This window comes from Paenibacillus sp. FSL H7-0716 (genome assembly GCF_038002705.1).
GTDB classification, from domain to species: Bacteria; Bacillota; Bacilli; order Paenibacillales; family Paenibacillaceae; genus Paenibacillus_AQ; species Paenibacillus_AQ odorifer.
This window is the reverse complement of sequence record NZ_JBBODA010000002.1, coordinates 367,614-394,147: the sequence shown is the minus strand read 5'-3', so window position 1 is coordinate 394,147 and position 26,534 is coordinate 367,614. Positions and strand designations below refer to the sequence as shown.

The window sequence follows — 26,534 nt, the reverse complement described above, 5'->3', positions numbered from 1 at the left end:
GTTATTAAATAAGAAATGGATTGGAGAACGACAAAGGGAGCTTTATCGTCGAATTTTTCATGGTAAAATAAACGTATTAGTGATCGATCTAAGGTGGAGTGGTGAAAAATGGATAAAAAGTGGTTGGCATATCGAATTTATCCAGAGCCATCTGGGACTGAGTATCAGCATTCCAATTTAATGGACAGAGCTAATGTTGAGTGTTTATTTGATTACTGTCAGATATTAGAAGCGACGATTTCGAGAGCCGGGTGGATAGAATTAATTGCCTATCATGGTTTTCAAGTGCTATATGAAATTAATGAAAAAAGTGGTTGGTTTGACTGCGATAACCTCGAAGAATTTATTTTTGAAATCGAATCACATGTCGATTCATTACCTGAACTTTAAGCTAGAGTGAAACGATATCTTAATAAAAACAAGAAGGCAGCCGATCAACACGATCGGCTGCTTTTGTTCATCTAAGAGTAATTTCTCGAATGAATAAAAGCATCCTTGACGTTTCCCAGCAAGGGAAACTGTATACTCATATTATGTTGTAGATAAAAGATGACACTGCGTTATTACGACCAGATTGGCATACTTAGGCCGAGAAAAGTGGATCACGATACGTGCTATCGTTACTATTCCGTAGATCAGCTTTGATGACCCGGACGTAATTCTGATTAAGGTCCATGCCGATGCAGCCCAATACTGGAAAAGCGGGAAGCTGGCTGAGAAGGTGATGCACATGTTCAAGCGGATCATAACCGGGATACCGGAGAGCTGAAACTCAACCAGACCGTCGAGTTAGAGCAGAGCAGACGGTTTCGGAAGCAGGCTCTACACACCTGGGAGATCAACAGGGATTCATCTGTAGGTCTCATTTGCTGTACAGCCGGAAGAAATAAATGTCACGCCTGAGGCTACTCAAGTGTTATATCTATAGAAACAGAAGAAATAGAAGAAAGGAGACCAACGTGGATTCTATGGAAGAGAAGATTAGGAGAATACAGGCCGGAGATGCCCGCCTGTTCTCAGATGTAATCAAGCTGTACCAGCAGCGGATATACCTCTACTGCTTCCGGATGCTGAACAGCAGGGAAGAGGCGGAGGATGCGGTGCAGGATGTCCTGATTAAGGCCTATCAGAATATCGGGCAATACAAGCCGCAAGCGGATTTCGTATCATGGCTCTACAAGATCGCTTACCACCATTGTCTGAATCAGTTGCGGCGGCAGAAATTTCAGCTTCAACTGCGCAAGCTGCTTCGGCAGGAGGTTGCGGTGGACAGTGCCGAACAGATGGTCGAGGACCGCCTGTTCAGCGAGCCAGTCTCAACCGCCCTGGGGAAGCTGAATGTGGAAGACCGGAATTTGTTGATTCTGCGTATTTATGAAGATAAATCGTTTGCGGAAATCGGCGAAATTCTGGGCGTCAGTACGGCTACCGTACGCAAAAGATATGAACGGGCCAAAGGCAAGCTTAAAAAGGTGTTGGAGAGAAAGGAGAAACAACTATGGACAAGAGTGAATTAACCTCGGAGGAGCGGTTTCTGAAGCACGGAGACCGGTCCGCCAATTTTATCCCCGTTGATGTTCATGAACAGGTAATGACAGCGCTCGGGCTTGGCGGGATCTTACCTGCTGCAGAAGAGCAGACCCCTCTGCAGACAATTCCGCCAAACGAAGGGGCTCCTAACGTTATGCGCAGGCTAAAGACAGAAGCCGGAACGGGACGGAGCCGGAGGAGAATCCTGCGGATTCCGGTGCAGGGCTGGGTGGCGGCACTACTTGTAATGGTCTTGTTGGGCGGCGGCTATACCCAGTATTCCGGTGAACTCCGGCAGGGGGCCCAAATTCAGTACAAGGTGCTGCCCTATAAGCCACTTCTGGCAACGAAATCAGGTGGTATGATAGAGAAGCCGAATGAACCCTTGATTCCCTGGCCTGCCAAAGTGCAGCTGAGCAAAGAGGATGAACTCTACAAGATGAAATATGCAAAGGGCTACAATGCCATTGAGAAGTTGCTGCTTCCTGGAGAGTATGCCACCTATGTTATCAAACGTGAAGACGGGAAAGAAGAATCTCATCTTGGCTTATACTGCCCGCCGATCATAGTCAAGGACTATTCCACTTATAAGACCAGTGTTGAGAAGCACCACGCTCCCGAAGTGAAGCAACCGGGATATATGCCGGACGGGTATACCTTGGACGAGGCGTTTATCAAGCCTTCTTTTATAAAGGTTGAAGATGACAAGCAGTTTAAAGGCGAAAGCGAGATTGACCTAGGAGACAACTTCCGGATGACCTGGAAACGGGAGAAGGCGGAGAACATTGCCTATGATTCTTCTACACTTGTGTACAAGAAGGGGAAGATTCAGGTGAGAATCAGTGCCTCACTTGTTGATGAAAAAGCTAAACCGGCAGAAAGCTTGATGTGGACCAAAACGACAACGGTGGAGAATATTGATATTGGCGGCAATCAGCTCATTTATCTCGAACCCTCCAGCAAAGAAAAGATTGACCTGGGGTATAAGTATAGACTGGTCTGGTCTGACCCGGAGGCGCAGATCATCTATAATGTGTCGGTTCGCCAGGAGAAGTCTGAGTTGACCAAGGATGAGGTCATCCGTATTGCAGCCAGTATGATGAATTAAACGAACACAGATATTATGCTCAGGGCTGTTTCGCTATCTATGATAGCGGGACAGCCCTCGAGCGTTTTTTGTATGTGCGAAGGACTGCATCGAAGGACTGCATATTCGTGAGATTTTATAAGAATTCGTGCATGGCTCTCATATGAACTTCCAATTCATATTATTATTTGTGATGGCTTATACAAAACCAAGTAGTCAATATTATGATAATTACCTCCATAAGGTTCACGGTCTTAAATGTGACAGTTCCGAAAGCGCAAATTACTTTCATACTATTAATGACTTGAAATCATCAAGTCTCACACATCAGATTATTTTTATGACAGCAGAAACAAAAATTTTTGGAGAGGCAGATAATAAAATACGAGTAGTAGGTATTTTCAATCATTTTTTTGTAATAGAAAATCGTCTTCATCCTAAATCAGATAATAACAATAATATCGAAGTTCCGTTAAGCTAACGGGCAGGATTGTTTAGAAAGTCCTGATTGTATTTACCTATGCTTACTGTTAATCTAAACAATAGAGATGCTAACAAAGGAGCATAAACCTTATCATGTGGAATACTCTGTAAAGATTAACAATTTGAAAGGATGCCTGAAATAGTGACTACACTATTTTATTAGGTATGCTTTTCTTTAATCTTACAGGGTGTGCAGGGAAAGGTGTATCATATACCCCTCTTGCGGATACCTGATGGTATCCGCTTTTATTTGTGGGAAACAGCATCTCTATTGATTCCTACCTGTTTATCCTTCTACTAGCGAGTGGAGGAACATTATTATGCGATCGAAGTTAGTCTTGATTGAGGGAATTCCAGGATCTGGTAAAACAACAACTGCTCAGCTCGTTCATGAAATTTTTACGGAAGTGAACATTACATCCCAGCTTTTTTTAGAAGGGAATCTGGAACATCCTGCTGATTATGATGGAGTAGCTTTCTTTAAGAAAACTGAATGCGATGAATTATTGAATACCCATAGAAAGTTTAAAGATTTGTTGAGTAATCTAATGATTCAACAAGATAACGATTACTTCCTAGAATATCGGAAAATAAAAAATGAAGTCTGGTCAAGTTTTCCAGCTGAATTGCATCACGCATTTTTTAAACATGATATTTATGAATTACCGCTAGATCAAAATAGGAAACTGATAACAGAACGATGGAAGAAGTTTGCGGATCGTGTTTTGTATGGCGCAGACACCTTTGTTTTTGATTGTTGTTTTATACAAAACCCTGTAACTATAGGGATGATTAAACATGGTGCGAAGAAAGAAGAAGTTATAAGTTATGTTATAGAACTGGCTACAATTGTAGAGCGGCTGAATCCATTGTTGATATACGTACAGCAGAATGATCTTGATCATTCTTTCAAAAAGGCTGTAAAGGAAAGACCTCAGGAATGGTCAGAGGGATTTATTGAATATTACACGAATCAGGGGTATGGAAAAGAACAAAATTATAAAGGGTTAGATGGAGCACTACAGGTTCTTAAAGCAAGAAGGGAACTAGAAGAAGAGATTTTTAACAGATTAAACATTACTAAAATAAAAGTTGATAACTCTTCTTATAATAAAAACGATTATAAGGAAGTTTTAGAGGGCATTTTATCAGAATAATATAAATCAATAAACTAATGAGAGATTGGATTCTTATGATTGCAGGCTGAGAAAGAGGGCAATCTATTAAGCTTACGGGCAGGATTACTTCATCAATTGTCGAATCCTTTGCTTGAATATTTCTATAAAGGAGGGGATGGAAATTCAGATACGAGAAGTTGTAGCAAATGATTATGCTGAAGTTGTTTTTTTATGGAACGATGTACTTGGTGTTCGCAATGTTAATATTGAAAACTTCCGAGTTACTATGGAAAACATGAATAAGGCTGGAAATTACAAAACATTCGTTGCATTATTTGAAAATGATGTGGTTGGTTTTGTCACTATAGTTCAGGCGTTATCCGTAGGGTCTTTGAGTGGTTATCTACATATTCAAGGGCTTGCCGTTAAAAAGGAATTACAGCATAGCGGGATAGGTACAGAACTACTAAAACACACTGAGAATTATGCTAAAGAAATGGGAATCTCAAGTATTATTTTATGTAGCGGATTTAAACGAACCGACGCCCATGCTTTCTATGTACATAATGGTTATGGCAAAGATTCATATTGCTTTGATAAGTTTATTAAACTTGACTAATTCTGAATATGTAATAGCAGAGAAGCCATTTTGTATTAAGTTAACGGATAACGATAACTCAATAGCGACACACGGGCAAGTCAGCGTGGAAGAACAAAAGAGACTCCAGAACAGTAGGAGCCTCTTTTTGCTACGGCATCATTTTTTTTTAAAAAAATATGTTGCATTCCCAAGTTACATCTCCAGCTTTAATTGTTGCTATTGTGGAAGGATAAGAGGGCTTCGGGAGTAATGCCTTCAGGATACTCTTGTTCCCAAACGGCTTTCTCGGTATAAGCTTTATACCACATATCAGCGATCACATCTGGATCACTCACTTTGCCCGACCCTGGTTCCGTAATGAATAAAGCTAATGAACGGTGACCAACGTAAATCTCTTTGTCTGATAGTTCAGTATGAAGATTCGCAACATAGTTACGCAGACCCGCAATACCAACGCCTATATTACCCATCATAGCCATTGGATGTAATGCTGAGAAGCCGGTTGTAAATAGTAATGCGCCGTCTTTGCGCTCAAGCATATCTGGCAAAACTGCATTTACGATATTGATTGAACTGGCTGCGTAACCTTCGAATGAATCACGAGCATTTTCTATTGTTAATTCTAAAACTGAAGTTGGAGGATAGTTACTGGGTACAGGACTAACTTCTAAAACATCGATTTTTCCGTATTTTTCTTTAATTGCTGCAATAGCCGTTTCGATTTCTTCTCTGCTGTAAATATCAGCTGTAAAGTAAGAAGATTCGATACCAATAGCTGTTAGTTCATTTACCATTTCTTGAAGTTTCACTGCATTTCGCGCAACTAATGCGACTTGAAAGCCTTCCTTACCGAATCGTTTTGCCAAAGATAATCCTAATCCTTTACCTGCTCCAATGACCGCTAATGTTTTCATTTGTTAATCTCCCTTATCCTTGATTTTTCATTGCAATTGTAGTTACATTTGATGCTATACATCATATTATGTATAATTAATATGCTCAATGGTCAATATTTATCAATGTGATAATTAATAGTCATAATGGTGACAAATGATCGATATCTTTATTGAAAGGAAGCTTTTAAATGGGAAAAGATAAGGTAGACCTCCGTATTTTAAAAACAAGGAAGGCTATTAAAGAAGCCTTCTTGACATTAGTTCAAACAAAAGGTTACGAACGGATAACGATACAGGACATTGCCGTGGAAGCTATGATAAATCGAAACACTTTTTATTTACACTATGTGGACAAACCTAGTTTGATGGAGGATTTATGTCAGGAAAGTATTGGGAAATTAAACGCTTGTATTAACTTAGAGATAAGAGATATCGATGAAATGAATAGGGACATATTTATTTCAATCTTAAGCGAAACGTTCAAAGCGATCGAAGCGGACATTATTTTCTTTAAAGCGATGCTTAGTCAGAATGGTCATCCTAACTTTTCGACATATTTAAAAGAAGCATTAAAAAATATTATGCTCTCCGGTATCGGTGAGCTTTATAATAATCAAAAAATGAAAATTGGTTTAGAGTACATGATTTCAGGATTAGTAGGTGTGATTTGTATGTGGATTACAGATTCTAAGAATTTGGTAGTGGAAGAGGTCGTCGAACATTTGAGCGAAATTCATTTTCATAACGTAATGGACTTGTTAAAAAACAAATAACTGCAATAGAACTACGCTCAGACACCAATTTTCGTTAAATTTGATCATATTACACGTTCCAAGATGCTACCGGATTCAATTGGCCTTTAACTAAACACAGAACATTAATCCTAGAGTTACTGGAGGTTGATGCGCTGTGTTTTTTTCTGAGGATTTCTTCGTTTGCTTCGCGCTATAGAAAATGTTGAAGTTAATATTCAGTTGAGGATGTCATCACTATCTGTTTACGATTTAGAGTTAGAGTTAGAGAAGGTCAAGCGAAAAAGGAGCTTTCTCATGAACACAGATCCTAAAGTACTTATTGTAACTTCGGCATTTGGAGACGGGCATATCAAAGTAGCAGAAGCGATAGATCATTCTTTTAGACGTAGAGGGATCAGCCGGATTGTCACCATGGATCTTTTTGCTGCAGTCTACCCTAGTCTGAATGAGCTGTCCCGCAGATTCTATCTGAACACCACAGGTTATACTCAAGAATTTTATGGATTAGTGTACAAGTTGACGAGTAGGATGAAACCAGACCAATTCATGGGCAGATGGATTCATTCTATGGGCAAGCGGAAAGTGCAAAGGATCATCGACGAGATCGGACCGGATATTATCATTCATACCTTTCCTTATTTGGCCGCTGCAGAGCTTGCATCAACAAAGGGAAGACGAATCCCCCTTTTCACTGTCATGACGGATTATGTGGTTCATGGCAGATGGCTTCATCCACAAACCACAAAGTATTTTGTCGCTACGGAAAGCATGAAAGCAGAACTGATGTCATTAGGTATTACTGAAGAAAAGCTTGTGGTTAGCGGGATTCCGATTCGTGAAGCTTTTGAACAGACTCAGGAACGTGAAGCCCTTTTGCGTAAGCATGGACTAGATGGAAATCGGCATTATCTATTACTTGCGGCAGGGGCTTACGGTGTGTTGAGTGATATTAACCATTTAATAATAAGGGTGCTGCAGCAATCAAACTTCGATGTAGTGGTATTGTGCGGGAATAATCATAAGCTCCAGATGGCTACGGAAGAGCTTTTTCAAGAGAATCCTCGGGTTCACATACGGGGTTATACAGAAGAAATGCAGGAGCTAATGTGCATATCCTCCTGTCTGTTGACCAAAGCAGGGGGGATTACCTTGACTGAGGCGATGGCTCTAGCACTTCCTGTAATTGTCTATCGTCCGCTCCCCGGTCAGGAGGCAGGCAATGCAGAATGGTTGTCTGAGCACAATTTAATAGAGATTGCCCGAGACGAGGAGCAGTTAGTAGAGCAGCTCTAGAGATTGGAACATCTTGGGTACAAGGATGAAAAGGTACAGGGTATGAAGAGTTTTTCCCGGAAATCAGCCGCGGATGCTATCGTTACTGAGGCTTTAGAGGTTATCAAGCTGCGGCAGCCGTCTGTTTCAGCTGTAAAATCTATGATTGTTGAAGGGCAGGCGAAGACGATTCCTGGATATTATTAGCAAGGTAGGAAGACTACGGGTTTGGGTCCTCTAATTTGAGGCTGGCTCGGAAGCTCGGGGGAATGAAGTGCTGCCTTTTCAAGTAATCACCTGTTTATTTGATTATAATTATTTATTACCAGATAAAGGGTGGATAAGATGTTATTATTTGTATGGGTGAATTTATTGAAAATGGTGCTTTATTGTCATTGGGGAGGACAAAATGTACACGAATCAGAAGATAGAGGATATTTTGCATGAAATGCTTATTAAGTCTGTGGAAATTGAAAAGTTTCCGGGATTAGCGGTCGGAATCGTAAAGGACAACCAAGTTCTGTTTACTGGTGAATATGGGACGGCAAATTTATCGACGGGTGATCCTGTAGTTCGTGGCACTTTGTTTCACCAAGCCTCTGTCTCCAAAACCTTCGTAGCTACCGCCATTATGCAATTAGTTGAGCGTGGTAAGGTAGAATTGGATGCTCCCATCACTAAATATCTGTCTTATTTTAAGTTAGTGGATGAGCGGTATCGAAATATAACAATAAGACAGCTTATGAATCATACCTCCGGTATGCCTGATGAGGAAGATTACGCGTGGGACCGCCCTGAATACGACGAGCAAAGTCTTGAACGATATGTAAAAGGGATAGGTCACCACAAGCTGTTAAGCCAACCGGGAGAGAAATTTGCCTATAGTAATATAGGATATGAGATCTTGGGAGATATGATAGCAAAAGTCAGCGATATGAGCTTCGAGCAGTATATGGAAAAAAATATTCTGGAACCGACAGGAATGCAGTCCAGTTCTTTTCTTAAACAGGAGGTTGAAGCTTATATTGCTGCACCTCATGTACTTGGAGCTACCCATGAATGCGGTGGCTGCGTTAGTAGTATTTTCCCATATAACAGGGCCCATGCCCCTAGCTCCACTTTATATACCCATGCCGAAGATATGTGCCAATATCTGCTGATGCAGCTAAACGGTGGAACAGCCGGGAACGGTAATGTAGTCCTACAGTCAGGTAGCTATAATGAAATGTGGAAACCTCATGCGCAAACAGGCTATGATCCGGAAAATGCACAGATAGGATTGGGCTGGTTTCTAGGAGAATATAAGGGTTCTCGTATTCTCTCACATTCCGGCTGGGATACTGGATTCTTGAGCAATTTGTTCCTGCTTCCCGATAAAAAAATCGCTATTTCTGTTATGAGTAATTGTGACTATGTCAACATGGGCAGCGTATGTTTCCCAATTCTTGATCTGTTACTTGGCTCCAATATTTAGAACTAGTTTGTAATTGATTTTACAACTTCATAACAAGGGGCTTCGTACTTTATAACATTCGTATCTTAAAGTACATGTAAGTCAAGCCCACTTACACTATGGAGGTTATAAGAAATGAAGAGTAAAGATGTGAAATCAGCCCTCGGGGTGATCGCGATATCCGCTGGTCTGCTGGCCCTTACTGCTTTGGCAGTGCCCAAAATCGTCGCTTATACTACAGTGAACCAGAATGTGTCTCAAGCGAACGTTTCCTACACGCAAGAACTCAACCAGAAGCCTGCTGTTCAACTGGCGAGCAGCCAGATCCCGGTACTTAAGGTTGCAACCAAAACACCGGTCTCGACGATCAAGTCGTATTTTGAGCGCACAGTCACCGCTGAAGAAATCAAGCAGATTAATGAGTATGCAGAAAAGGCCAGGCTCACTGGCAAGGATGAACAGCTTACGCGGCAATTTACGGACCAGGAGAATAAGCGGCGGATGTTATTGGATGATCAATACAAGTACGATGGCTTACGGCCCAAGCAGAAGCTACCTTTGAAATCAGGGAGCTCCGAATTTTATCTGGATCAAAGCAAATTCACCTATGTATTTCCTAACCGCGAACTGACCGATGAAGAAATGCTGCAATTGATCGACTGGAATTATCGTTTTAATTATGTGGTAAGCCTCAATCTTGTCGTGGCACAGCCAGATAAGAAGGACATCAGTCAGGATGAAGCCCTACGCAGAGCAAAAGAGAGTGTAAGCCGTCTATTCGGTGTCGATCTCTCAAAGTTGCAGGCTCAGACCTCATATTATAAACCTTTCCCTGATTCGAAAGGGCAATGGTTCGTTAATTTTTTACCTTACCGGGCAGAGACACTGCGGGCTCAGGATAAGTCTTATTTCATGTATAATACGTTCGTGGATGCAAAGAGCGGGACCGTACTTGATACCACGATAGTGGATCTGTCCTATAAGAGAACTCCGATTACAGCAGCTATGAATAAACAGATTAGCCAGGACTCAAGCTGGCTTCAAGCCGCTAAAACCATTGTGGTGGACAAGCAGGGCGAGACCCGTCCGATAACCAGCTCCTCTATCATTAAAGACAGTGCATATGACAAAAGCGGAGTAGTAGCGGTCTTGGCCAAACTGAAAGACGGTAGCTCCTACACGGTAGAGCTGCGCTATCCGGAGAAGACTCTGCGCTGCCTGATCTATACACCGGTTTCCAAGTAATGAAGTGAACCAGCGTTATAAACCACTTTAGTATTTACAACCTACAGCAAGCCCCACTCGGGGCTTGCTGCTCTGCATTTTGAGAGCTGGTGGATGACTATTGTGAGAGCAGGCATGGGTATAGGAATTTTTTTACAAGAAGGGATGGTTAGATGCTAGATATTAAATCCATACAAGAATGTCCTCTTCGTCAAAATGAGCTTATTGAGTATGTCAAAAAACGGTGGCCAAAAGTACAACAAGCTGTGCTCCCCAATATACAAAAAAGTTTAATCTCAAAAGGTGAGGAGTTCCCTTTTACATTTTTGCTCTTGAAACATGATGTAATCATCGGGTTTTATCAATTAATTGAGCAGGAATTTATAACTCGAAAAGATTTATCACCTTGGATTGCGCCATTGTTTATTGACGAAAGTGAGAGGGGCAAAGCACTAGGAGCCGTTTTGTTGGAGCATGCCAGAAAAATAGCTGGGCAACTAGGTTATGCAAAAGTCTACTTGGCGACGGATCATATTCTTTATTATGAGAAATATGGATTTAAAGAGATAGGTCTGGATAACTTCGAGTGGGGACGGCCCACCAAAATATATGAACATGACACTATTACATAAACGACCTAAATGGAAAGCAGGAGTTATCATGGAACATATCTTCGAATTAGCAAAAATAAAGAGTGAAGAAATAACGATACTCGAACTGCAGGATGCAATGGATAGAGGGGATGTTAGTTCTAGGGAACTTGTTATGTATTACATGTATCGGATAGCAACGTTTGACCAGAGTGGTCCCATGATAAACTCTATTATGGAAATGAATCCAGATGCGATTTTTATTGCTGAGGCATTAGATCAGGAGAGGAAATTAAGCGGAGCACGAAGTCTTCTACATGGTGTGCCTGTATTATTGAAAGGAAATATTGAAACGAATGATAAAATGCATACAACTGCGGGCGCATTAGCTTTGGAAAACCATGTTAGCTCAAACGATGCTTTTCTTGTCCAAAAACTAAGGGATGCTGGGGCGATCATACTTGCAAAAACAAATATGACGGAATGGGCAAATGGGATGTCATCATCCATGTGGGCTGGATATAGCTCAATAGGAGGACAAACCAAAAATCCATACGGGGATCATTTTCCAGGGGGTTCCAGTACGGGTTCTGCCGCTTCCGTTGCAGCCAATTTTTCAACAGTAGCCGTGGGGACAGAGACATCTGGCTCTATTTTAAGTCCAGCTGTGCAAAACGCGATTGTTGGTTTAAAGCCAACTGTAGGTCTAATAAGTAGATCAGGCCTAATTCCATGGTCATATTCTCAGGATACAGCTGGACCTATGGCAAGGAATGTGACAGATGTTGCGATCTTATTAAATGCGCTTACGGGAAAAGCTGAAAGTGATCCTGCAACTTGGAAAAATGAATATTCTACTATGGATTACACCGCATTTTTGGATAAAGACGGATTAAATAAAGCGACCATAGGCGTTTTTAGAAATGCTCTACCTAATAATTATTGTGACATGGGTGAATATGATGAACATTTATTTAATGATGCTGTGGCTAAATTAAAAGATTCTGGAGCCAACATAATAGAAGATATAGATATTCCATCGTTCCATAGAGAGTGGAAATATAACAAAATGAATCTTGAATTTAAGCATTCCGTTGAAAATTACTTATATAACCTTCCGGCTCAACTTCCTGTCCATAACCTAAATGAATTGATGGATTGGAACGAGCGGAATTCGGAAAAGGCTTTGAAATATGGACAAGATATGCTGAACTATCGATCACAGCTAGATAAACCGTTGAATCATTCGGAATATATTGTAGAGTCTATCTCTGACCTATATTATTCGCAAAATATGGGGATCGATCATGCTTTAGAAAAGTATGGATTGGATGCAATCCTGTTTCCTGCTTATGTCGGAGCTGATTTAAGTGCTAGAGCAGGTTATCCAACTATAGCAGTGCCCGCAGGCTTTCAAGAGAATGGAAGAGCCTTTGGGATCACATTTGCAGGAACGGCATTTAGTGAACCGACACTCATTCGGATTGCATTTGCATTCGAACAACAAACGAAACACAGAAAAATGCCGGCTCTAAAGAAATGAAAGATGAATTGAAAAATAGAAAAAGGTGCATTTACAAACGAACGTACGTTTGCTAAAATGTTAATGTGGATAAAAATACCAAAGTGAAGAAAAAAGCTTTTGAGATTAGCAATCCATAAAAAAAATCCAAGTAGAAATCTGCTAAAATGTAGTTAATGTCTGATGTAGGTATCCCTCATGAATAAAGGAGAACTGAAAATGAGAAAACTCGTTCTATTTCTTCACGCATCACTTGACGGTTTTGTAGAAGGGCCGAATGGTGAGACGGACATTGGCTGGGTTTCCTACGATGCTGATTTGGAGAACCATGCGAAAGAAATTCTGAGTACTGCCGACACTGTCATTTGGGGACGTGGGACTTATCAGATGATGCACAGTTACTGGCCATCTGTCCCTTCGAACCCCTCAGCTTCGCAGTATGAACGGAATCATGCCGAGTGGATCGAAAAGACAGCCAAAATCGTTTTTTCTACGACGCTGGAGAAAGTCGAATGGAATAATTCCAGACTCGTGAAAGAAGCTGTCGAGGAAGAGATCAATAACCTCAAACAGCAGCCCGGCAAGGATATGGTCATCCTCGGCAGCCCTAGATTCGCACACCACCTTATGCAGCTTGATTTAATTGATGAGTATAAAATTACGGTTTCTCCCGTCCTGATCGGTAAGGGATTGCCGTTATTCCAAGGTCTCAAGGAGAAGAGAAATCTTAAGCTAATCGAAAACAAGACCTTTGATTCTGGAGCCATAGGTCTCGTTTACCAGACGGTAAGATGACTTTTCACTTAAGGTGATTACGCTAACGTGAAACGTTAATGGAACGACAACAGCGGCAGTCTAAGACTTTATTTATCAAGTCTTGGTCCGCCGCTGCTTGTTTTAATGGATCCAGTCTAATACATTATTTCTACCAAACACTAATCAGATGTTGGTTCCTTCATAAACCATGAAATATGGGTGCATCGCTTACAAATAAGGATGGCAGCGTTTTTGTTCGCCCAGTCAAAGCCTAAAAATGATGCGCCGCTTGTGTTAAGCAGCTTATAATCCAGATCAAAGGTATCGTTCTGACAACAAGGACAGGTTATTGGTGCGCCTGCAGCACTGTATCTCATTTTAAAAACCTCCTGTGGATTTCTATAATACTTTAACGTATTTGAGGTTATTCAGGTTTCGTGCACTTGAACTTACTAGTTAATTTGGGGTGAAGTTATGTATAGCTGGAAAAAAGCTTTGTCAAAGGTATGTGAACTTTATTTTTCATCCAAAATGAATTCGAATTTAGAATGGATCTTGGTTGGCTCGGTTGGTTCGGTTCTTCAGGGCTGTGAAATGACCCCAGGAGACGTTGATATTTATACAAGGAATAAGGAAGGGCTTGACCAATTTGCAGAACTTCTTAAAGGATTTTCCCTTTTAGATAAATGTGAATTTCCTCATGGGGATAACTGGCTATCTTCTTTTGAAGAACCTACATTCACTCAAACCTTTTCTTCGGGATTTTCTTGGACAAAAGGGAGTTGGATAATCGATGGGTTTAAGGTGGAGGTTGTTCATATTTCCAATTCAGCTGGAATTCCTGATTCTATGGATGGTGATGGGATATGGGAAGGTGGACAATTCATTTGGAGCCATTTCAAAAACGTGGATATCGGACCGTATACTATTCCTACGGTTCCGTTAGAAATACAGTTGGAATCTAATTTAAGACGAAAAAGATCAGATAGGACACAAGCGATTATCGCTGCATTACAAAAAAAAGGCTATGATAAAGAACTAATCGATAAAGCCTTGTCAAAGGAACATTTATCTTATTTTTATTCCCAAATTGGTTAGGCTGAGAAGGCGAGGGACTGATTTTGACCCGTAATATTATTGAATACTGTTTAAAAAAGAACGGAGCTACAAAGGACTATCCTTTCGGATTCGATCCATTGGCGATTAAGATTGCCGGTAAAATGTTTGCACTTATTTTTGAGAATAAGGGGAATTATGCTTACATAAATCTTAAATGTGATCCGGTGATTGCAGGGAACTTGCGAGAGCAGCATGAGAGCGTTCAGCCAGGATACCACATGAACAAAAAACACTGGAATACGATTGTTTTGGATGGCTCCTTACCAGAGTCGGATATCTATTTAATGATTGATCACTCTTACGATATGGTTGTCAAAAATCTCCCTAAAGCCCTCCGACAAACGATATACTGAATGTGGCATTAAGTGGTCGTTTAAATGGCAATGAACTGGTATAATATGGTTTATAATCATGGGAAGGAGTTGTATTTATGTCTGACTTTTTTAATTCAGGACCTAATCCCAATTTGTCGGACCCTGCAGGCCATAAAGCAAACCATGATGTAAATGCGCAAAAATATCATACTGAAGGCGTTCCTGGATTTTGGAGCGAGGTAACCAATCTGTTGATCGTTGTGGCTATAATTGCCGTCATTTTTTTAGTTATAAGGTTTGTTTTATGATTACCCTGGTTTAGAGTGAAGATATTGACTTTTAGGAGGCGGTTCCATTGGTAACTAACATTAGGTGGACAGAATTTAGAAGGATAACGCCTACTCGTCCATAAACTGCGTATTTTCTTCTTAATGAGGGTACTAGATGCAAGAATATAAAATTTGTACAATGAAAGACTTTTCAAAGCATTACATTGATCAAATCCGGACATTAGAATATCTTTGCAAGACGTCCGACAGGTCAAGTTTGAGGGTGGGTGTAGAAAGCCTTAAGGAGATAGACGGAGATGAGGCATTCTTGTGCCAGATCGATAACCAATTAGTCGGATTTCTCAGTTGGTATACTTCGGATGGCATCGAAGCTAATATTAACGGAATGGTTCACCCGGACTTTCGTCGCCAAGGTGTATTCCACAGCTTACTGAAAAGTGCCGCATCAGATATGCTAATGCAAGGCATACAAACTTGTCGTTTTAGGATACCTTCTAATTCTCAATCAGGTATGGATTATATCCGGCATTTAGGGGCAAGTGCTGCACCGTCTGAATTCCTCATGGTTTTTAATCGGGCACAAATCGCTGGATCAAGCCAATCCGGTTTAGTTGTACGATTGGAAGAAGATCAGGATTTAGAGTTTATGGTTAAATGTTCATCACAAGCCTTTGGTGATTCAGAGTCCTGGACTAGGAATTAATTAACTCGTACAAGAGAACCTGCACGGATTACTTACATTGCTGTGGACAACATGATTCCGGTTGGGATGATCAGAGTCAATGATTTAGATACAAATACTGCGGTTATACATGATTTTTGTGTGCTTCCTTCGTGTCAAGGCAGAGAATACGGCCGTGAAATTCTTTCAGAGGTAGTTAAAGTCTTGCGAGATCATAAAAATACTCAGATTCGTCTTGGCGTGGTCACTCAAAATAGAAATGCATTATCCCTCTATCAGTCGGTTGGGTTCGAGGTGACTGCGGAGTTTAATTACTATGGAATATCCGTCGATATGATTTGTTAAGGAAGAGGCGCTACTCATGCGCCTCTTCTTTTTTTATCATGCGCTTCTCATTATCACGCTGAATCTAGCTATAGTTAATACTTATAACCTGCCATAGTGCATTGGTAGATCGGTTAGTCAGTCGGTTATGATATATTAATTCTAATAATTTGTTTACGAGGAGATTAATATATGAGCATTCAGACCAAACCCCAAAAACGAACCGTTACTCCATTTAGATATGATATCGTGGGCAGCTTCCTGCGCCCCCAAGCGTTGAAAGAGGCTAGATTGAAATTCAAGAACGGCGAAATTACTGCCGAGCAGTTGAAGGAAGTAGAGAACGACGAAATCGTTAAGCTCGTGCAGAAACAAAAAGAGGTGGGTCTTCAAGCGGTAACCGATGGTGAATTCCGCCGCTCTTGGTGGCACCTCGACTTCTTCTGGGGACTTGACGGTGTGGAACGGACAATCATTGATCAAGGTTACCAATTTAACGGTGCAGAATCCAGACCAGAAACAGCCCGACTGACCGGGAAAATAAGCTACAGCAGCCATCCTTTTGTTTCACATTTTGAATTTTTAAAAGATGCTGCTGGTGAGGACGTTGTTGCGCGTCAATCGATTCCTGCAGCTGCACAATTCCTGTTTGAGCTAGATCGGGCGGAAAACAAGGAAAGCACAAATGAATTATACCCGAATCGCGAAGAGCTTATCTCGGATATTGCCAAAGCATACAAAGCATCGATTCTTGCCTTTTATGCAGCGGGCTGCCGCAGTATTCAAATTGACGATTGTACGTGGGGAGCGCTTTGCGACGAACAGTTTATAGCGTTTATGAATCAGATTGGCGTGAACGTAGCTGAATATGCAAGCGAACTTGCAAAATTGAACGAGGCAGTTGTAACTGGTCTGCCGGAAGATCTTGTTGTAACGACCCATGTATGCCGGGGCAATTATGTTTCGACTTATGCTGGAGTAGGTGGAGGTTATGAGCCTATCGCGCAAACGCTTCTTAATATCAATAACTACTCGGGTTATTATCTGGAGTTTGATACCGAACGTGCAGGCGACTTCAAGCCATTGCGCTTCTTGAAAGACAATCAGCAGGTTGTGTTAGGTCTGTTCTCATCCAAATTTGGTGAGCTTGAAAGCAAGGAGGATATTCTGAAGCGTATTGAGGAAGCGAAGCAATATGTTGATCTAAATCGGATTTGCCTTAGCCCGCAATGTGGCTTTGCTTCCACGGAAGAAGGCAACCACCTGACAGAAGAGCAGCAATGGCGTAAGCTTGCTTATATTAAAGAAATTGCTGAAGAGATTTGGAACTAACTTTAATTAAAAAGTAGACAGAGATAAAGATAAAGCACCTTTAGCCATTCGGATGTTTATCCGTACGGTTAAAGGTGTATTTTGTTCTACAGTGAGCATACCGATATACTTGGCGAGTTCTATCTATACCGTGACGGAGGAATAGGGAAAACCTCCCTAATAAAAGCCGATAATTGTTCTAAATGAATGAAATTAGGGAATAACTCTCTAAAAACAGAGCAATATCAAGATTTACCATCAAATCAGTCGAATTTCAGGGAAGAAATTCCCTGATTATTAGTCTGATGACCAGAATCTTCTGAATATTAGGGAGGATTTCCCTGATTATCACCAGGGCGAGCATATGATTGAGCTTTACGGAGCAGAGAGTCAGAGAATTAATTAGGAATTATTAACTTGCGGTACTTGCTGAGTTGCCCACGATTGTGGTTGCAATGGCAGATAATTGTGTGTGTTCAGTAAGTAGAGGAAGCTTGGAGTGCTCCTACTGACCTCGGAAAAAGGGTTGTTTTTGTGCCACGCTCAGTATAAAAGAAATCACCCCCGTTAAATAAACGGGGGTGATTTAGCCTAAAAAGTAAGAGTGTCAGCTTTTAATTGTCTTTAGAGTGTCTTTCGCCAACCTGGAATTCATCGGCATGTTCAAACATATATTTCACAGTCAGAGGGTCTTGACCAGTAAGTTGTTTGAAGTCCTCCGTATAAACATCCATTTTTCCTTCACGAATAGCTTGTCCGAAAGTAACCATACCTTCTGAAGAAAAGGGGGCTTCGGAGCCTTCTTTAAACGCACCATCGGTGGTTCTAGGCACGCCCATTGCTTCGAATACGGCATAGTTTTCTTCATCCGTGTTTTCTTTGTAGGTGATATGATTGCCCGTTACTTCATTACCAATCTTAATGAAGTCGGTAATTGTCATCAATTCAAGCCCGTTGATATTTAGAATCGCTTCCTGATAATTATTGGAGGCTAGGGCATACGCAACGGCTTTTGCGCAATCCTTCCGCGAGATATAAGCCATTTTACCGTCACCTTGATTGTTTGTTAATACCCCGTCACCCTTCACATACGTGAAGTAATTGGTAATCATGGCTTCCGCGTATTGGGAATTCCGAAGGAAGATATAATCTAGCCCAACGCTTTGAATATAACGTTCGGTATACACATGGTCGATTTTTTCTACGCTTGGATTGCTTTCATCGGCTGCGTTGACCAAAGATGTATAAATGATCTGTTTGACTCCAGCTTCTTTGGCAGCATCGACTACATTTTTTTGTGCATTTTGACGTTTCTCTCCAACAAAAGGCATGGAGATTAGAGCGAGTTTATCGGCATGAGCAAAAGCTTCGGCAAGGCCATCCTTGTTATTAAAGTTGGTCACATGTGTTTCAATCCCTTGTTCCGCATATTCTTTCAAACATGCTGGATCATAAGCGCAAAAAATGATTTGGTCTTTATCTACCAGCTCCAACAAATATTCCGCAGCTTGCTTCCCTAGATTTCCATCGACACCAGTCAACAATAATTTACCCATGATCGTTGTCACTCCTTGTTGAAATGAATTATATCCTTATAGTATGTGAAAAAAATAACATAGTCCAAGACATAAAACTTATGGTCGATTGCTAAATCCAATTTGGACTTGTTGCAGGAAGAAGGGCAATGCCGGGTTTGTATTATTTTTGAGATAACCTGCTTCGATTGCAAAGGTATGGTGTGAATCATCTAAGGGAATTAGCCGGACTTCATCTTGAAGATAAGCGAGCTGATAGTTATCCGGGAAAAAGCCAATCAAATTCTCCGTGATGATATAAAACAATTCTGTCTCCACATCGTCTGCGGTTCGAAGAATGTTCGGCTGATAGCCGTCTTCAATTGCATGCTGGATCATTAGATGATAAGAGTTTCCAATAGCTGTTGGATTCAGCATGACTAGCGGATGTTCATATAACTCCTCTTTGGCGATCGATTCATGATGAAACAGGGGATGGTGATGACTCACAGCCGCACAATAACGTCCCTTATATAAGGGATAGGTTACAATGTCCTCTTTTCCCTGAAACTCGGAATCAAAGGCAATAGCCACGTCGTAAATCCCTTTTAGCAAGTATTCTGCAATATCTTTTAGCAATACTTTATTCAGTTCCAGCTTAATATTCGGATGATGATCCTGAAACGAGGGAATCAATTTCAATAAACTTTGCATATCCGTCATCGCCGCATATTCGATACTCAGGGATTGCGTATTATACTTTTGAAAGTTTTCCATGCTCATCTTCATATGGTTATATTGCTTCCAGAGGATCAGAGCTTCGCCATAGAAAAGCCATCCGGCTTTGGTTGGCTCAATAGGGATCTGCCTTCTGTCAATCAATTGAATGTTGAATTCCTCTTCAAGCGCGGCGATTTGTTGACTAATGGTGGTCTGCGATACATAGTTTTTTTTAGCTGTTTCCGTAAAATTTCTGCATTCTACGAGATCGATAAAATATTTAATCCTTCTTATGTTCATAGTATCCTCCGCCTGCCGCTGTTTGCTTTTATTATAACCCAGAAAGTGAAAAAGAGAGCCTCGTTTAGAGACCCCCTTTGTTGTACTACTCTTATTTTGTATAGTTATCGAAATAACCTTGAATATAAATCATTGGTGTTCCTTTATCGCCACTACCAGAAGTTAAATCAGATAATGATCCAATCAGGTCAGTTAATCTACGAGGTGTAGTCCCTTGGGCTTCCATCGCACCAACTAGATCATCATTTTTATTCTGGATGTAGTTAGAAATGGCTTGTTTTAACTCTTCACCACGAAGATGAGAGAAGTTGTTATCGGCCAAGTATTTCAATTTTACTTCATTTGGTGTTCCATCAAGTCCGGCAGTGTAAGCAGGGGAGACAACTGGATCTGCCAGCTCCCAGATTTTTCCGACTGGATCTTTGAATGCTCCATCGCCATAAACCATAACTTCTACAGTTTTACCTGTAATTTCTTTGATTTTTGCTTGGATACCATCTACGATAGGCTGACAGTTGTTTGGAAATAGCTTTACACTTTCTTCTGTAGCCTTATTTGATCCTAGCAGACCAAAAGCTTCGTTAAAGCCGCTGCCATCGATTGATTGTGTAAGAATATCATCCAAACCAAATACTTTTTCAGCACCGTTGTTTGTGAGAATGCGTTTGGTTCTGAAGCGAGTGTGAATATCGCAAGTTAATACATTTTTTGTATAGTTTAAAATGGTTTTTGGGTTGTTGGAGAAGATGACTTCACAAGCCACACCTTCAGCTTCAATTAAACCTTTATAATATTCAATATAGTCAACACCTGTGAATGGGTGCTTAATATAGCCGAAAAACTCACGGAACTGAGCTTCTGTTAATACATCCGTCCATGGGTTGATACCTTTAGCATCTAGTTCGTCGATGTCTACAAGGTGGTTGCCTACTTCATCAGCTGGATAGCTTAACATTAGGACTACTTTTTGTGCACCTTTGGCAATACCGCGTAAGCAGTTAGCAAACCGGTTACGGCTAAGGATTGGAAAAATGACCCCTACGGTTTCTTCGCCGAATTTCCCCTTTATATCAGCAGCAATATTGTCAATCGTCGCATAGTTTCCTTGTGCCCGAGCAACAATGGATTCAGTTACGGTCACAATGTCACGATCTTCAATCGAAAAACCCTCGACTGTTGCTGCATTCAATACCGTCTGAACTACGATTTCTTCAATGTTATCCCCATTGTTAATGATAGGTCCGCGAAGTCCACGTACAACTGTTCCAACTACTCTTTCCAATATGATCTCTCCTCTAATAAGGGTATACTCTATATTATTAAAATGGTTTTAAAGCCTATATTACTATACCCTTTTAGAACGATATAAGTAAAATTAATGTTTATAATATCTAATATAAAAATGATTTATAGTTAAGGGGGATTACAATTGGCGCGTGTGTTATTTATTAATGGTGGATCAGAGGGACATATTAATCCCACGATGGGCGTTGTGGAAGAGCTTATTTCGCGTGGCGAAGAGGTAGTATACTTTTGTATAGAAGCTTACAGAGAGCGTATGGAAATGACGGGGGCTACAGCACGAACATTTGACGATCAGAAATTTATACAAGCTTTTATCTCAGGTGGAAGAAATTATGTACTCGAAAGAATCAACGGTCTTTTACTTACGGCAGATATAGTTATTCCAAGCGTTCTTGAACAGATTAAAGGGGAGCATTTTGATTACATCATCCATGATTCTATGTTTGGTTGTGGACGTTTGCTAGCTCAAATTCTTAAGCTTCCGGCCATTAGCTCCTGTACTTCTTTTGCGCAGACAAAAGCAGCATTCGATGAAATGTTAGAACAATTTTATACTACCGTTCCTGCAGAAGTAACTAATCCTATAAAGGATAAATTCCAAAGCTTGACGCAAATGGTGAAGGGCAAATATGATGTGGACATCGAATCCCCTTATGAAGTGTTTTGTAATCCTGCCCCACTTACTATCGTTTATACAACTAGGGAGTTTCAACCTGAGGGAGAAGCTTTCGACCCGTCTTATATCTTTGTAGGACCCTCCATCTCTTCACGATTAGCTCCAGAAAACTTCGACCTCATGGCAATTAAGGGGAAAAGTCTAATTTACATTTCACTCGGCACAGTTTTTAACCAAGCCATTGAATTCTATAAACTTTGTATTGAAGCATTGGGGAACACGGAGCACACTATTGTGATGTCAATTGGAGATAAAGTCCAAATCACTGATTTAGGGGGAATTCCGCAAAACTTTTTCGTGAAAAATTATGTTCCACAAACGGATATACTGCAATACACAAAATTATTTATTACACATGGTGGAATGAACAGTATCCATGAAGGGCTTTATTACGGGGTTCCGCTAATTGTAATTCCACAAAGTGCGGATCAGCCAATAATTGCGGAGCAAGTCGTCCATGTCGGAGCAGGCATTAAGTTACAAATGCAAAGTTTAACTGCAACTCAACTACGAGAAGCCGTAGATCATATTTTAAGCGATTTATCTTATAAAAAAGCTGTCTCCAATATCAGTGAATCGTTTCGGAACTCGGGTGGGTATCGACGAGCTGTTGATGAGATTGTTCGGGGAGGGGGAGTCATATGAACAAAATGGACCGGTTGTTAGCTATAGTGCTTGAACTGCAGCGTAACAAAATGTTACGGGCGGAGGATTTGGCTGCTACGTTTGAAACGAGCGTAAGAACGATCTATCGGGATATTCAGGCACTGAGTGAAGCGGGCGTATCCATTATAGGAGCGCCCGGGCAGGGTTACTCCTTAATCGAGGGGTATTTCCTGCCACCCGTTAGTTTCACGCTGGACGAAGCAGTGACATTGCTTATCGGAACTGATTTTATCGAGCAGCGGTTTGATGCACACTATGGTAATAAGGCTAGAAGTTCTAAAGCAAAGATAGAAGCCATCCTGCCGGAAGCTATCCGCAGTGAAGCATCACAGATTCGCAAAAGTTTTCGTTTATTTGCATCCGCAGAAGATATAGCACCCATACAAGAGAAGGCATGTTTGGAGGCCATTCGTGGAGCGATATCGGAGGGAAGGAAAATAAGATTTCGTTATTCCAAAAGAATCGCCGAAGCCGATGGGAACCGTCAAAGTATTCGTACGGTTGCTCCTTATGGACTTGTGCTTCATCACGGGTCATGGGTACTCATCGCCTGGTGTGAATTGCGTCAAGACATCCGTCATTTCCGGTTATCCCGAATGAGGGAGCTTATTAATCTGGAAGATGAATTTATACTGCCAGCAGATTTTCATCTGGAGGTATACCAACCTCCTGATGATCGCAACGTTCATGTGCTTATCTTAGTCCAAGCTGACATAGCCGATAAGGTAAGGGAATCAAATAATTTCTATATGGAAACTATTGAGGAGCATGCGAAGGGGTTACTTGTTACTTTTCGCGTTCGCGAGCCAGGGGAATTGCTGCAATGGGTGCTTGGCTGGGGAGGCGGTATGGTTGTGCTGGAGCCCGAATCTTTCCGTGATCAGGTTAGAAATGAAATAGAAATAATGTTAAAACGCTACTGACATAACGCTGTCAGTAGCATTTTTGTATACTTGGACCATCAATGACTACAGGAGCTGATATATGATGATTACAACAAAAGAAGTCTTACAACGATTTGAAGAAACTGCGACATACTATATTCAAGAATTGGAGCGATTCAATCTGGAGCAGCTGAAGCAAAAGCCGAGTGAAAACGAGTGGTCCATCGGACAGATGTTTCAGCATCTCATTAACTCGGCGCTGTATATGCAGCTTCGTAATATTGATCAATGCCTTGTGCTCGACCAAGATCCCTTAGTAGCTCATGTGGGGAAAACTGAGGATGGTGCGGCTATATTTGCGCAAGGAAGCTTTCCGCCCATTCGTATTCAGGTTCCGCCTTCCGCCCAATATACGCCGGAGCAGCCGGAGAGCAAAGAACAATTAATTCAAGGGTTACGTACAGTCATCCAAAGAATGAGAGAGATCGAACCCTCTCTTGAGAAAGCGTCCAAACAAAATACCATATCTCACCCGCGATTCGGTGGACTATGCGCGGAGGAATGGTTCCTACTTATTGAAATGCACTATCGTCATCATCTCCTGCAGCTGGAGCGGTTAAACAAAGAGTTGTTTCTGAAAGTGATGTAATACCAAAAAAGAGGCCTTTGCTAATCTACGGCAAAGGCCTCTTTTTTGGTATTAAAAGGGATCTGATAGATGGATTAGAAGTACCTTCGATGATTCACTACTCTATTACTGTTTCTGGCTTAAAAAGTTGCTCATGCTGTTCTTTGAGTTTTCCATGAGTACTGTCAGCATGAAATTGTCCACGCCGTGAAAATCTCATAGAAGGAAATTTTAGAGGAGCCCCTTTTGATTAATGTTTTAAAAAATTTAAATATATATAATGGGATTTTTTCATAAAGTTAGAAAATGGTAATGAATTTGAAGTTGGGTTGTAACATAATATTAGCAAATTTTAGTATATAATTACATAATTGATTGTTGAAAGGAGGTTAGTGTTTTACACGTTAGGTTTTTTTAGAAACGTAGAAATAAGCTGCAATATTTAAAATCTTCAATATATTACTTATACCAAGGAGCCAAGTTAAGATGAAATTAAAAAAAAGTATGAAATTGGTAACTGTAAGCTTATCTACTGCCTTATTTTTGTCCAGTTCTTTAATGGTAAATGCTTCCAGCGATTCTCAACTTAATAGTATTGCTCTAGTAAAAGCACAAATTGATTTGGAAGCGGTGAAGAATAAGATACCAACAACTTTAGAACCAGGCGCAATTCTAACTTATGATGCAGAGCAAGAACCAACCATAACATATGATACAAGTTCAGCGAATCATGCTGGGGACAAACAAGGCATAATGCGTGCATTAGAAGTACCAGATATTAAAGGAAGAGCTGCTGAGGATGATTATTTTAAAGCTGTAGCAGAATCTGTTAAAGATTTACCAGTGACAGATCTTGGATTTGGCCTTCCAGAACCATCTCCAGGCACGGTAGTTATGTATGGTTCTGATGGACATATAAATCGTGTCTATGTTGATGAAAGTATTGCCCCTAAGCAAGTAGTAGCAGCTGATGTTCCAAGTACAACAGTCCCTTATCCAGGACGTTTAGCTGCAGGTACTTACACATACGGATCAGGTCAAAAAGTAGTTATCTCGGGAGGTGCTGTAACTGGTGAGGGTAGATTTACTGTTTTTCGGGCTGGTGTAGGTGGATCTGGCACAAAAGGATCAAGTGGTAAGACATTAGAAGCAGGTGACGTCGCAACCAAGCGACAAATTGATAATGCAATCCATGGAACTCCAATCACCGCTAGAGCATTAGACACTGAAATTGTTAAAACTGTATATAAAAACGACATTGGTACTCTATATGATGCAGTTTTAGATAATTATTTTTGGGGCTGGAGTAGTCAACAATTCGGTTATACTTACAGTGATACCTTATCTTTTTCAGGTAGATACTACTATCAGTTTTAAGATGTATAGATTATGCCTGTGGCTTAAAGCCATAGGCATAATCGATTATAGAGATGGATTTTAAGGAGTGAGTGTCATGAAAAGAATAATGAACTTGACATGTTTGTTACTGGTAGTAGCATTACTGAGCTCATGCTCATCTAAGGAAGCTAGTCTGGAAACAATAAGCACACCAACAGCGGATTACATTACGATGACTTATTCAGAGTATGCTACTGCGGATGAAAACGGAGCGATAAAGACTCAAATACTAAGTTATGATACAGCTACTAAAGAGATGGAGAACGTCTTTCAATTCGATTATACAGCTCAATATCCGCTGGGCTTTTATGATAAGCCTAATCAATTAGTGTACTATACTCAAAGAGTAGGTACAGACAAAGATTATGGAGATCAGATCTTTGTTAGAGATTTGGCGAATGAAAAAAGTACTCAAATAACGAATAATCTATTTGCTGTTAACTATATTATTCCTTCAGGAAATCAACTGTTTTTTGTGGCTAATGTTAAAGGAGAGCAAGCTATACGATTAGGAGCTATTGATCTCGATACGCACAAGATGAAACTCTGGGGTAATGATGACATGCTCGTAGAGGCTATTACATTAGATCACGACAACCAAAAAATCTATGCTTCAGCTTATTCTTTGAAACAAAGAAAATATAGTGTAACTCATCAAGATGGTCCTGCGGGACAGAACAATTTTAAAATGCCAACCTATACTGTGTACGAAACAGACTACGATTTGAAAGAGAATACAAAACTTTTCAGTAAAAATTATTGGATTCGTATGCTAATGAAAAAAGAGGGCCATGTGATTGCTTTTTGTGACAAAGAATATAATAAGGGACAAGTACCCTCAACGGTTATGGATTATGATACAGTCTTGAAAACATCCAGTTTGAGTAAGTGGGAAACTACAAGATTGCAAAGAGGAGAGGCCAATTACTCAAAAGACGCTAGTAAAATTTATACAATAGCCATCGTTAAAAACGAACGAGGGTTATTCGAGTATGATGTACAGACTAAGACGTTTAATTCCATATTTGCACCTAAAGAAGGGTTCATCAATAACATTCAGGTTGTGAAAGGATCATAAAATCAGGAACCGCGTCCCATAAAAAGAGTTGGAATGGT

The 26,534-nt window shown here is 40.7% G+C and carries 30 protein-coding genes and 1 pseudogene; 26 read left to right on the top strand and 5 right to left on the bottom strand.

The features are described 5' to 3' along the window. The first annotated feature begins 108 nt into the window (after positions 1-108). The 7 genes and pseudogenes from MHH60_RS04680 (at position 109) to MHH60_RS04655 (ending at position 4,837) form a co-directional block, all read left to right on the top strand. Positions 109-390, top strand: a complete 282-nt coding sequence (locus MHH60_RS04680; RefSeq protein WP_076134588.1) for a hypothetical protein — start codon at positions 109-111, stop codon at positions 388-390. A gap of 159 nt (positions 391-549) precedes the next feature. Further along, positions 550-642: pseudogene (locus MHH60_RS04675) on the top strand (MerR family transcriptional regulator); the annotation flags it as partial. After that, positions 635-769, top strand: coding sequence for a pyridoxamine 5'-phosphate oxidase family protein (locus tag MHH60_RS33215; RefSeq protein WP_111506369.1), 135 nt, complete (start codon positions 635-637; stop codon positions 767-769). The pseudogene MHH60_RS04675 and the gene MHH60_RS33215, both read left to right, overlap by 8 nt. A 199-nt stretch (positions 770-968) precedes the next feature. After that, a complete protein-coding gene (locus MHH60_RS04670; RefSeq protein WP_256715091.1) occupies positions 969-1,517 on the top strand; it encodes an RNA polymerase sigma factor in 549 nt (182 codons plus the stop codon). Beyond that, entirely contained in the window at positions 1,499-2,638 is a 1,140-nt protein-coding gene (locus MHH60_RS04665; RefSeq protein ID WP_076134586.1) for a DUF4367 domain-containing protein, read from the top strand. Before MHH60_RS04670 ends, MHH60_RS04665 begins: the two co-directional genes overlap by 19 nt. Positions 2,639-3,420: 782 nt before the next feature. Further along, on the top strand, positions 3,421-4,257 hold the full coding sequence (locus tag MHH60_RS04660; protein ID WP_076134585.1) for a hypothetical protein: 837 nt from the start codon (positions 3,421-3,423) through the stop codon (positions 4,255-4,257). A gap of 136 nt (positions 4,258-4,393) precedes the next feature. After that, positions 4,394-4,837, top strand: coding sequence for a GNAT family N-acetyltransferase (locus MHH60_RS04655; RefSeq protein ID WP_076134584.1), 444 nt, complete (start codon positions 4,394-4,396; stop codon positions 4,835-4,837). 188 nt (positions 4,838-5,025) lie between these two features. On the opposite strand, the gene MHH60_RS04650 is transcribed toward MHH60_RS04655, so the two are convergent. Continuing rightward, positions 5,026-5,733 (bottom strand): SDR family NAD(P)-dependent oxidoreductase, encoded by a 708-nt coding sequence (locus tag MHH60_RS04650; protein WP_076134583.1) that lies wholly within the window; start codon positions 5,731-5,733, stop codon positions 5,026-5,028. Between the two features lie 170 nt (positions 5,734-5,903). Here MHH60_RS04650 and MHH60_RS04645 point away from each other — a divergent pair, with 170 nt between their 5' ends. The 8 genes from MHH60_RS04645 to MHH60_RS04610 all read left to right on the top strand — a co-directional run bounded on the left by MHH60_RS04645 (position 5,904) and on the right by MHH60_RS04610 (position 13,326). Continuing rightward, positions 5,904-6,488: a TetR/AcrR family transcriptional regulator gene (locus tag MHH60_RS04645; RefSeq protein WP_076134582.1), complete on the top strand. Its 585-nt coding sequence runs from the start codon at positions 5,904-5,906 to the stop codon at positions 6,486-6,488. Between the two features lie 276 nt (positions 6,489-6,764). Beyond that, a complete protein-coding gene (locus MHH60_RS04640; protein ID WP_076134581.1) occupies positions 6,765-7,763 on the top strand; it encodes an MGDG synthase family glycosyltransferase in 999 nt (332 codons plus the stop codon). A 42-nt stretch (positions 7,764-7,805) separates the two neighbouring features. Beyond that, positions 7,806-7,949 (top strand): hypothetical protein, encoded by a 144-nt coding sequence (locus tag MHH60_RS04635; protein WP_179088883.1) that lies wholly within the window; start codon positions 7,806-7,808, stop codon positions 7,947-7,949. Between the two features lie 202 nt (positions 7,950-8,151). Beyond that, a complete protein-coding gene (locus MHH60_RS04630) occupies positions 8,152-9,216 on the top strand; it encodes a serine hydrolase domain-containing protein (protein ID WP_076134579.1) in 1,065 nt (354 codons plus the stop codon). Between the two features lie 114 nt (positions 9,217-9,330). Continuing rightward, complete coding sequence (locus tag MHH60_RS04625; protein ID WP_076134578.1) at positions 9,331-10,440, top strand: hypothetical protein; 1,110 nt, start codon at positions 9,331-9,333, stop codon at positions 10,438-10,440. 152 nt (positions 10,441-10,592) lie between these two features. Continuing rightward, positions 10,593-11,051, top strand: coding sequence for a GNAT family N-acetyltransferase (locus MHH60_RS04620; protein WP_076134577.1), 459 nt, complete (start codon positions 10,593-10,595; stop codon positions 11,049-11,051). Between the two features lie 28 nt (positions 11,052-11,079). Next, positions 11,080-12,552, top strand: a complete 1,473-nt coding sequence (locus tag MHH60_RS04615; RefSeq protein ID WP_076134576.1) for an amidase family protein — start codon at positions 11,080-11,082, stop codon at positions 12,550-12,552. A gap of 198 nt (positions 12,553-12,750) precedes the next feature. After that, on the top strand, positions 12,751-13,326 hold the full coding sequence (locus tag MHH60_RS04610; protein ID WP_076134575.1) for a dihydrofolate reductase family protein: 576 nt from the start codon (positions 12,751-12,753) through the stop codon (positions 13,324-13,326). A 140-nt stretch (positions 13,327-13,466) separates the two neighbouring features. Here the strand turns inward: MHH60_RS04610 and MHH60_RS04605 are convergent, their stop codons facing one another. After that, a complete protein-coding gene (locus tag MHH60_RS04605; RefSeq protein WP_036683067.1) occupies positions 13,467-13,664 on the bottom strand; it encodes a hypothetical protein in 198 nt (65 codons plus the stop codon). A gap of 97 nt (positions 13,665-13,761) precedes the next feature. Here MHH60_RS04605 and MHH60_RS04600 point away from each other — a divergent pair, with 97 nt between their 5' ends. From MHH60_RS04600 to MHH60_RS04575, 6 genes are all read left to right on the top strand, one after another. Then, a complete protein-coding gene (locus MHH60_RS04600; protein WP_076134574.1) occupies positions 13,762-14,385 on the top strand; it encodes a hypothetical protein in 624 nt (207 codons plus the stop codon). 23 nt (positions 14,386-14,408) lie between these two features. After that, a complete protein-coding gene (locus MHH60_RS04595; protein ID WP_076134573.1) occupies positions 14,409-14,759 on the top strand; it encodes an MmcQ/YjbR family DNA-binding protein in 351 nt (116 codons plus the stop codon). 77 nt (positions 14,760-14,836) lie between these two features. Next, a complete protein-coding gene (locus MHH60_RS04590; protein ID WP_076104342.1) occupies positions 14,837-15,028 on the top strand; it encodes a hypothetical protein in 192 nt (63 codons plus the stop codon). Positions 15,029-15,164: 136 nt separating this feature from the next. After that, positions 15,165-15,713, top strand: a complete 549-nt coding sequence (locus tag MHH60_RS04585; RefSeq protein WP_076134572.1) for a GNAT family N-acetyltransferase — start codon at positions 15,165-15,167, stop codon at positions 15,711-15,713. 27 nt (positions 15,714-15,740) lie between these two features. Continuing rightward, positions 15,741-16,037: a GNAT family N-acetyltransferase gene (locus MHH60_RS04580; protein ID WP_256715090.1), complete on the top strand. Its 297-nt coding sequence runs from the start codon at positions 15,741-15,743 to the stop codon at positions 16,035-16,037. Between the two features lie 171 nt (positions 16,038-16,208). Next, positions 16,209-17,348, top strand: a complete 1,140-nt coding sequence (locus MHH60_RS04575) for a 5-methyltetrahydropteroyltriglutamate--homocysteine S-methyltransferase (RefSeq protein WP_076134570.1) — start codon at positions 16,209-16,211, stop codon at positions 17,346-17,348. Between the two features lie 593 nt (positions 17,349-17,941). On the opposite strand, the gene MHH60_RS04570 is transcribed toward MHH60_RS04575, so the two are convergent. The 3 genes from MHH60_RS04570 to MHH60_RS04560 form a co-directional block, all read right to left on the bottom strand. Beyond that, positions 17,942-18,883 (bottom strand): NAD(P)H-binding protein, encoded by a 942-nt coding sequence (locus tag MHH60_RS04570; protein WP_076134569.1) that lies wholly within the window; start codon positions 18,881-18,883, stop codon positions 17,942-17,944. Between the two features lie 78 nt (positions 18,884-18,961). Then, a complete protein-coding gene (locus tag MHH60_RS04565) occupies positions 18,962-19,861 on the bottom strand; it encodes a LysR family transcriptional regulator (protein WP_076134568.1) in 900 nt (299 codons plus the stop codon). 91 nt (positions 19,862-19,952) lie between these two features. Next, complete coding sequence (locus MHH60_RS04560) at positions 19,953-21,143, bottom strand: coenzyme F420-0:L-glutamate ligase (protein WP_076134567.1); 1,191 nt, start codon at positions 21,141-21,143, stop codon at positions 19,953-19,955. 147 nt (positions 21,144-21,290) lie between these two features. Here MHH60_RS04560 and MHH60_RS04555 point away from each other — a divergent pair, with 147 nt between their 5' ends. The 5 genes from MHH60_RS04555 to MHH60_RS04535 all read left to right on the top strand — a co-directional run bounded on the left by MHH60_RS04555 (position 21,291) and on the right by MHH60_RS04535 (position 26,496). After that, a complete protein-coding gene (locus MHH60_RS04555; RefSeq protein WP_076134566.1) occupies positions 21,291-22,487 on the top strand; it encodes a macrolide family glycosyltransferase in 1,197 nt (398 codons plus the stop codon). Then, positions 22,484-23,431 carry a helix-turn-helix transcriptional regulator gene (locus MHH60_RS04550; RefSeq protein WP_076134565.1) on the top strand — a complete coding sequence of 316 codons (948 nt, stop codon included), beginning with the start codon at positions 22,484-22,486 and terminating at the stop codon, positions 23,429-23,431. The genes MHH60_RS04555 and MHH60_RS04550 overlap by 4 nt, the downstream gene beginning before the upstream one ends. Before the next feature lie 67 nt (positions 23,432-23,498). Beyond that, a complete protein-coding gene (locus MHH60_RS04545) occupies positions 23,499-24,041 on the top strand; it encodes a DinB family protein (protein WP_076134628.1) in 543 nt (180 codons plus the stop codon). A 465-nt stretch (positions 24,042-24,506) separates the two neighbouring features. Continuing rightward, positions 24,507-25,397, top strand: coding sequence for a hypothetical protein (locus MHH60_RS04540; protein WP_076134564.1), 891 nt, complete (start codon positions 24,507-24,509; stop codon positions 25,395-25,397). Between the two features lie 76 nt (positions 25,398-25,473). Next, positions 25,474-26,496 (top strand): hypothetical protein, encoded by a 1,023-nt coding sequence (locus tag MHH60_RS04535; RefSeq protein ID WP_076134563.1) that lies wholly within the window; start codon positions 25,474-25,476, stop codon positions 26,494-26,496. Positions 26,497-26,534: the final 38 nt, after the last annotated feature.

What these genes read in the sequence shown, in the direction of transcription:
- MHH60_RS04550 (WP_076134565.1), top strand. Translation starts at nt 22,484, where the DNA reads ATGAACAAAATGGACCGGTTGTTAGCTATAGTGCTTGAACTGCAGCGT.
- MHH60_RS04615 (WP_076134576.1), top strand. Translation starts at nt 11,080, where the DNA reads ATGGAACATATCTTCGAATTAGCAAAAATAAAGAGTGAAGAAATAACG.
- MHH60_RS04590 (WP_076104342.1), top strand. Translation starts at nt 14,837, where the DNA reads ATGTCTGACTTTTTTAATTCAGGACCTAATCCCAATTTGTCGGACCCT.
- MHH60_RS04660 (WP_076134585.1), top strand. Translation starts at nt 3,421, where the DNA reads ATGCGATCGAAGTTAGTCTTGATTGAGGGAATTCCAGGATCTGGTAAA.
- MHH60_RS04635 (WP_179088883.1), top strand. Translation starts at nt 7,806, where the DNA reads ATGAAGAGTTTTTCCCGGAAATCAGCCGCGGATGCTATCGTTACTGAG.
- MHH60_RS04625 (WP_076134578.1), top strand. Translation starts at nt 9,331, where the DNA reads ATGAAGAGTAAAGATGTGAAATCAGCCCTCGGGGTGATCGCGATATCC.
- MHH60_RS04535 (WP_076134563.1), top strand. Translation starts at nt 25,474, where the DNA reads ATGAAAAGAATAATGAACTTGACATGTTTGTTACTGGTAGTAGCATTA.
- MHH60_RS04585 (WP_076134572.1), top strand. Translation starts at nt 15,165, where the DNA reads ATGCAAGAATATAAAATTTGTACAATGAAAGACTTTTCAAAGCATTAC.
- MHH60_RS04645 (WP_076134582.1), top strand. Translation starts at nt 5,904, where the DNA reads ATGGGAAAAGATAAGGTAGACCTCCGTATTTTAAAAACAAGGAAGGCT.
- MHH60_RS04650 (WP_076134583.1), bottom strand. Translation starts at nt 5,733, where the DNA reads ATGAAAACATTAGCGGTCATTGGAGCAGGTAAAGGATTAGGATTATCT.
- MHH60_RS04600 (WP_076134574.1), top strand. Translation starts at nt 13,762, where the DNA reads ATGTATAGCTGGAAAAAAGCTTTGTCAAAGGTATGTGAACTTTATTTT.
- MHH60_RS04610 (WP_076134575.1), top strand. Translation starts at nt 12,751, where the DNA reads ATGAGAAAACTCGTTCTATTTCTTCACGCATCACTTGACGGTTTTGTA.
- MHH60_RS04605 (WP_036683067.1), bottom strand. Translation starts at nt 13,664, where the DNA reads ATGAGATACAGTGCTGCAGGCGCACCAATAACCTGTCCTTGTTGTCAG.
- MHH60_RS04540 (WP_076134564.1), top strand. Translation starts at nt 24,507, where the DNA reads ATGAAATTAAAAAAAAGTATGAAATTGGTAACTGTAAGCTTATCTACT.
- MHH60_RS04665 (WP_076134586.1), top strand. Translation starts at nt 1,499, where the DNA reads ATGGACAAGAGTGAATTAACCTCGGAGGAGCGGTTTCTGAAGCACGGA.
- MHH60_RS04570 (WP_076134569.1), bottom strand. Translation starts at nt 18,883, where the DNA reads ATGGGTAAATTATTGTTGACTGGTGTCGATGGAAATCTAGGGAAGCAA.
- MHH60_RS04655 (WP_076134584.1), top strand. Translation starts at nt 4,394, where the DNA reads ATGGAAATTCAGATACGAGAAGTTGTAGCAAATGATTATGCTGAAGTT.
- MHH60_RS04630 (WP_076134579.1), top strand. Translation starts at nt 8,152, where the DNA reads ATGTACACGAATCAGAAGATAGAGGATATTTTGCATGAAATGCTTATT.
- MHH60_RS04640 (WP_076134581.1), top strand. Translation starts at nt 6,765, where the DNA reads ATGAACACAGATCCTAAAGTACTTATTGTAACTTCGGCATTTGGAGAC.
- MHH60_RS04575 (WP_076134570.1), top strand. Translation starts at nt 16,209, where the DNA reads ATGAGCATTCAGACCAAACCCCAAAAACGAACCGTTACTCCATTTAGA.
- MHH60_RS04680 (WP_076134588.1), top strand. Translation starts at nt 109, where the DNA reads ATGGATAAAAAGTGGTTGGCATATCGAATTTATCCAGAGCCATCTGGG.
- MHH60_RS04670 (WP_256715091.1), top strand. Translation starts at nt 969, where the DNA reads ATGGAAGAGAAGATTAGGAGAATACAGGCCGGAGATGCCCGCCTGTTC.
- MHH60_RS04620 (WP_076134577.1), top strand. Translation starts at nt 10,593, where the DNA reads ATGCTAGATATTAAATCCATACAAGAATGTCCTCTTCGTCAAAATGAG.
- MHH60_RS04565 (WP_076134568.1), bottom strand. Translation starts at nt 19,861, where the DNA reads ATGAACATAAGAAGGATTAAATATTTTATCGATCTCGTAGAATGCAGA.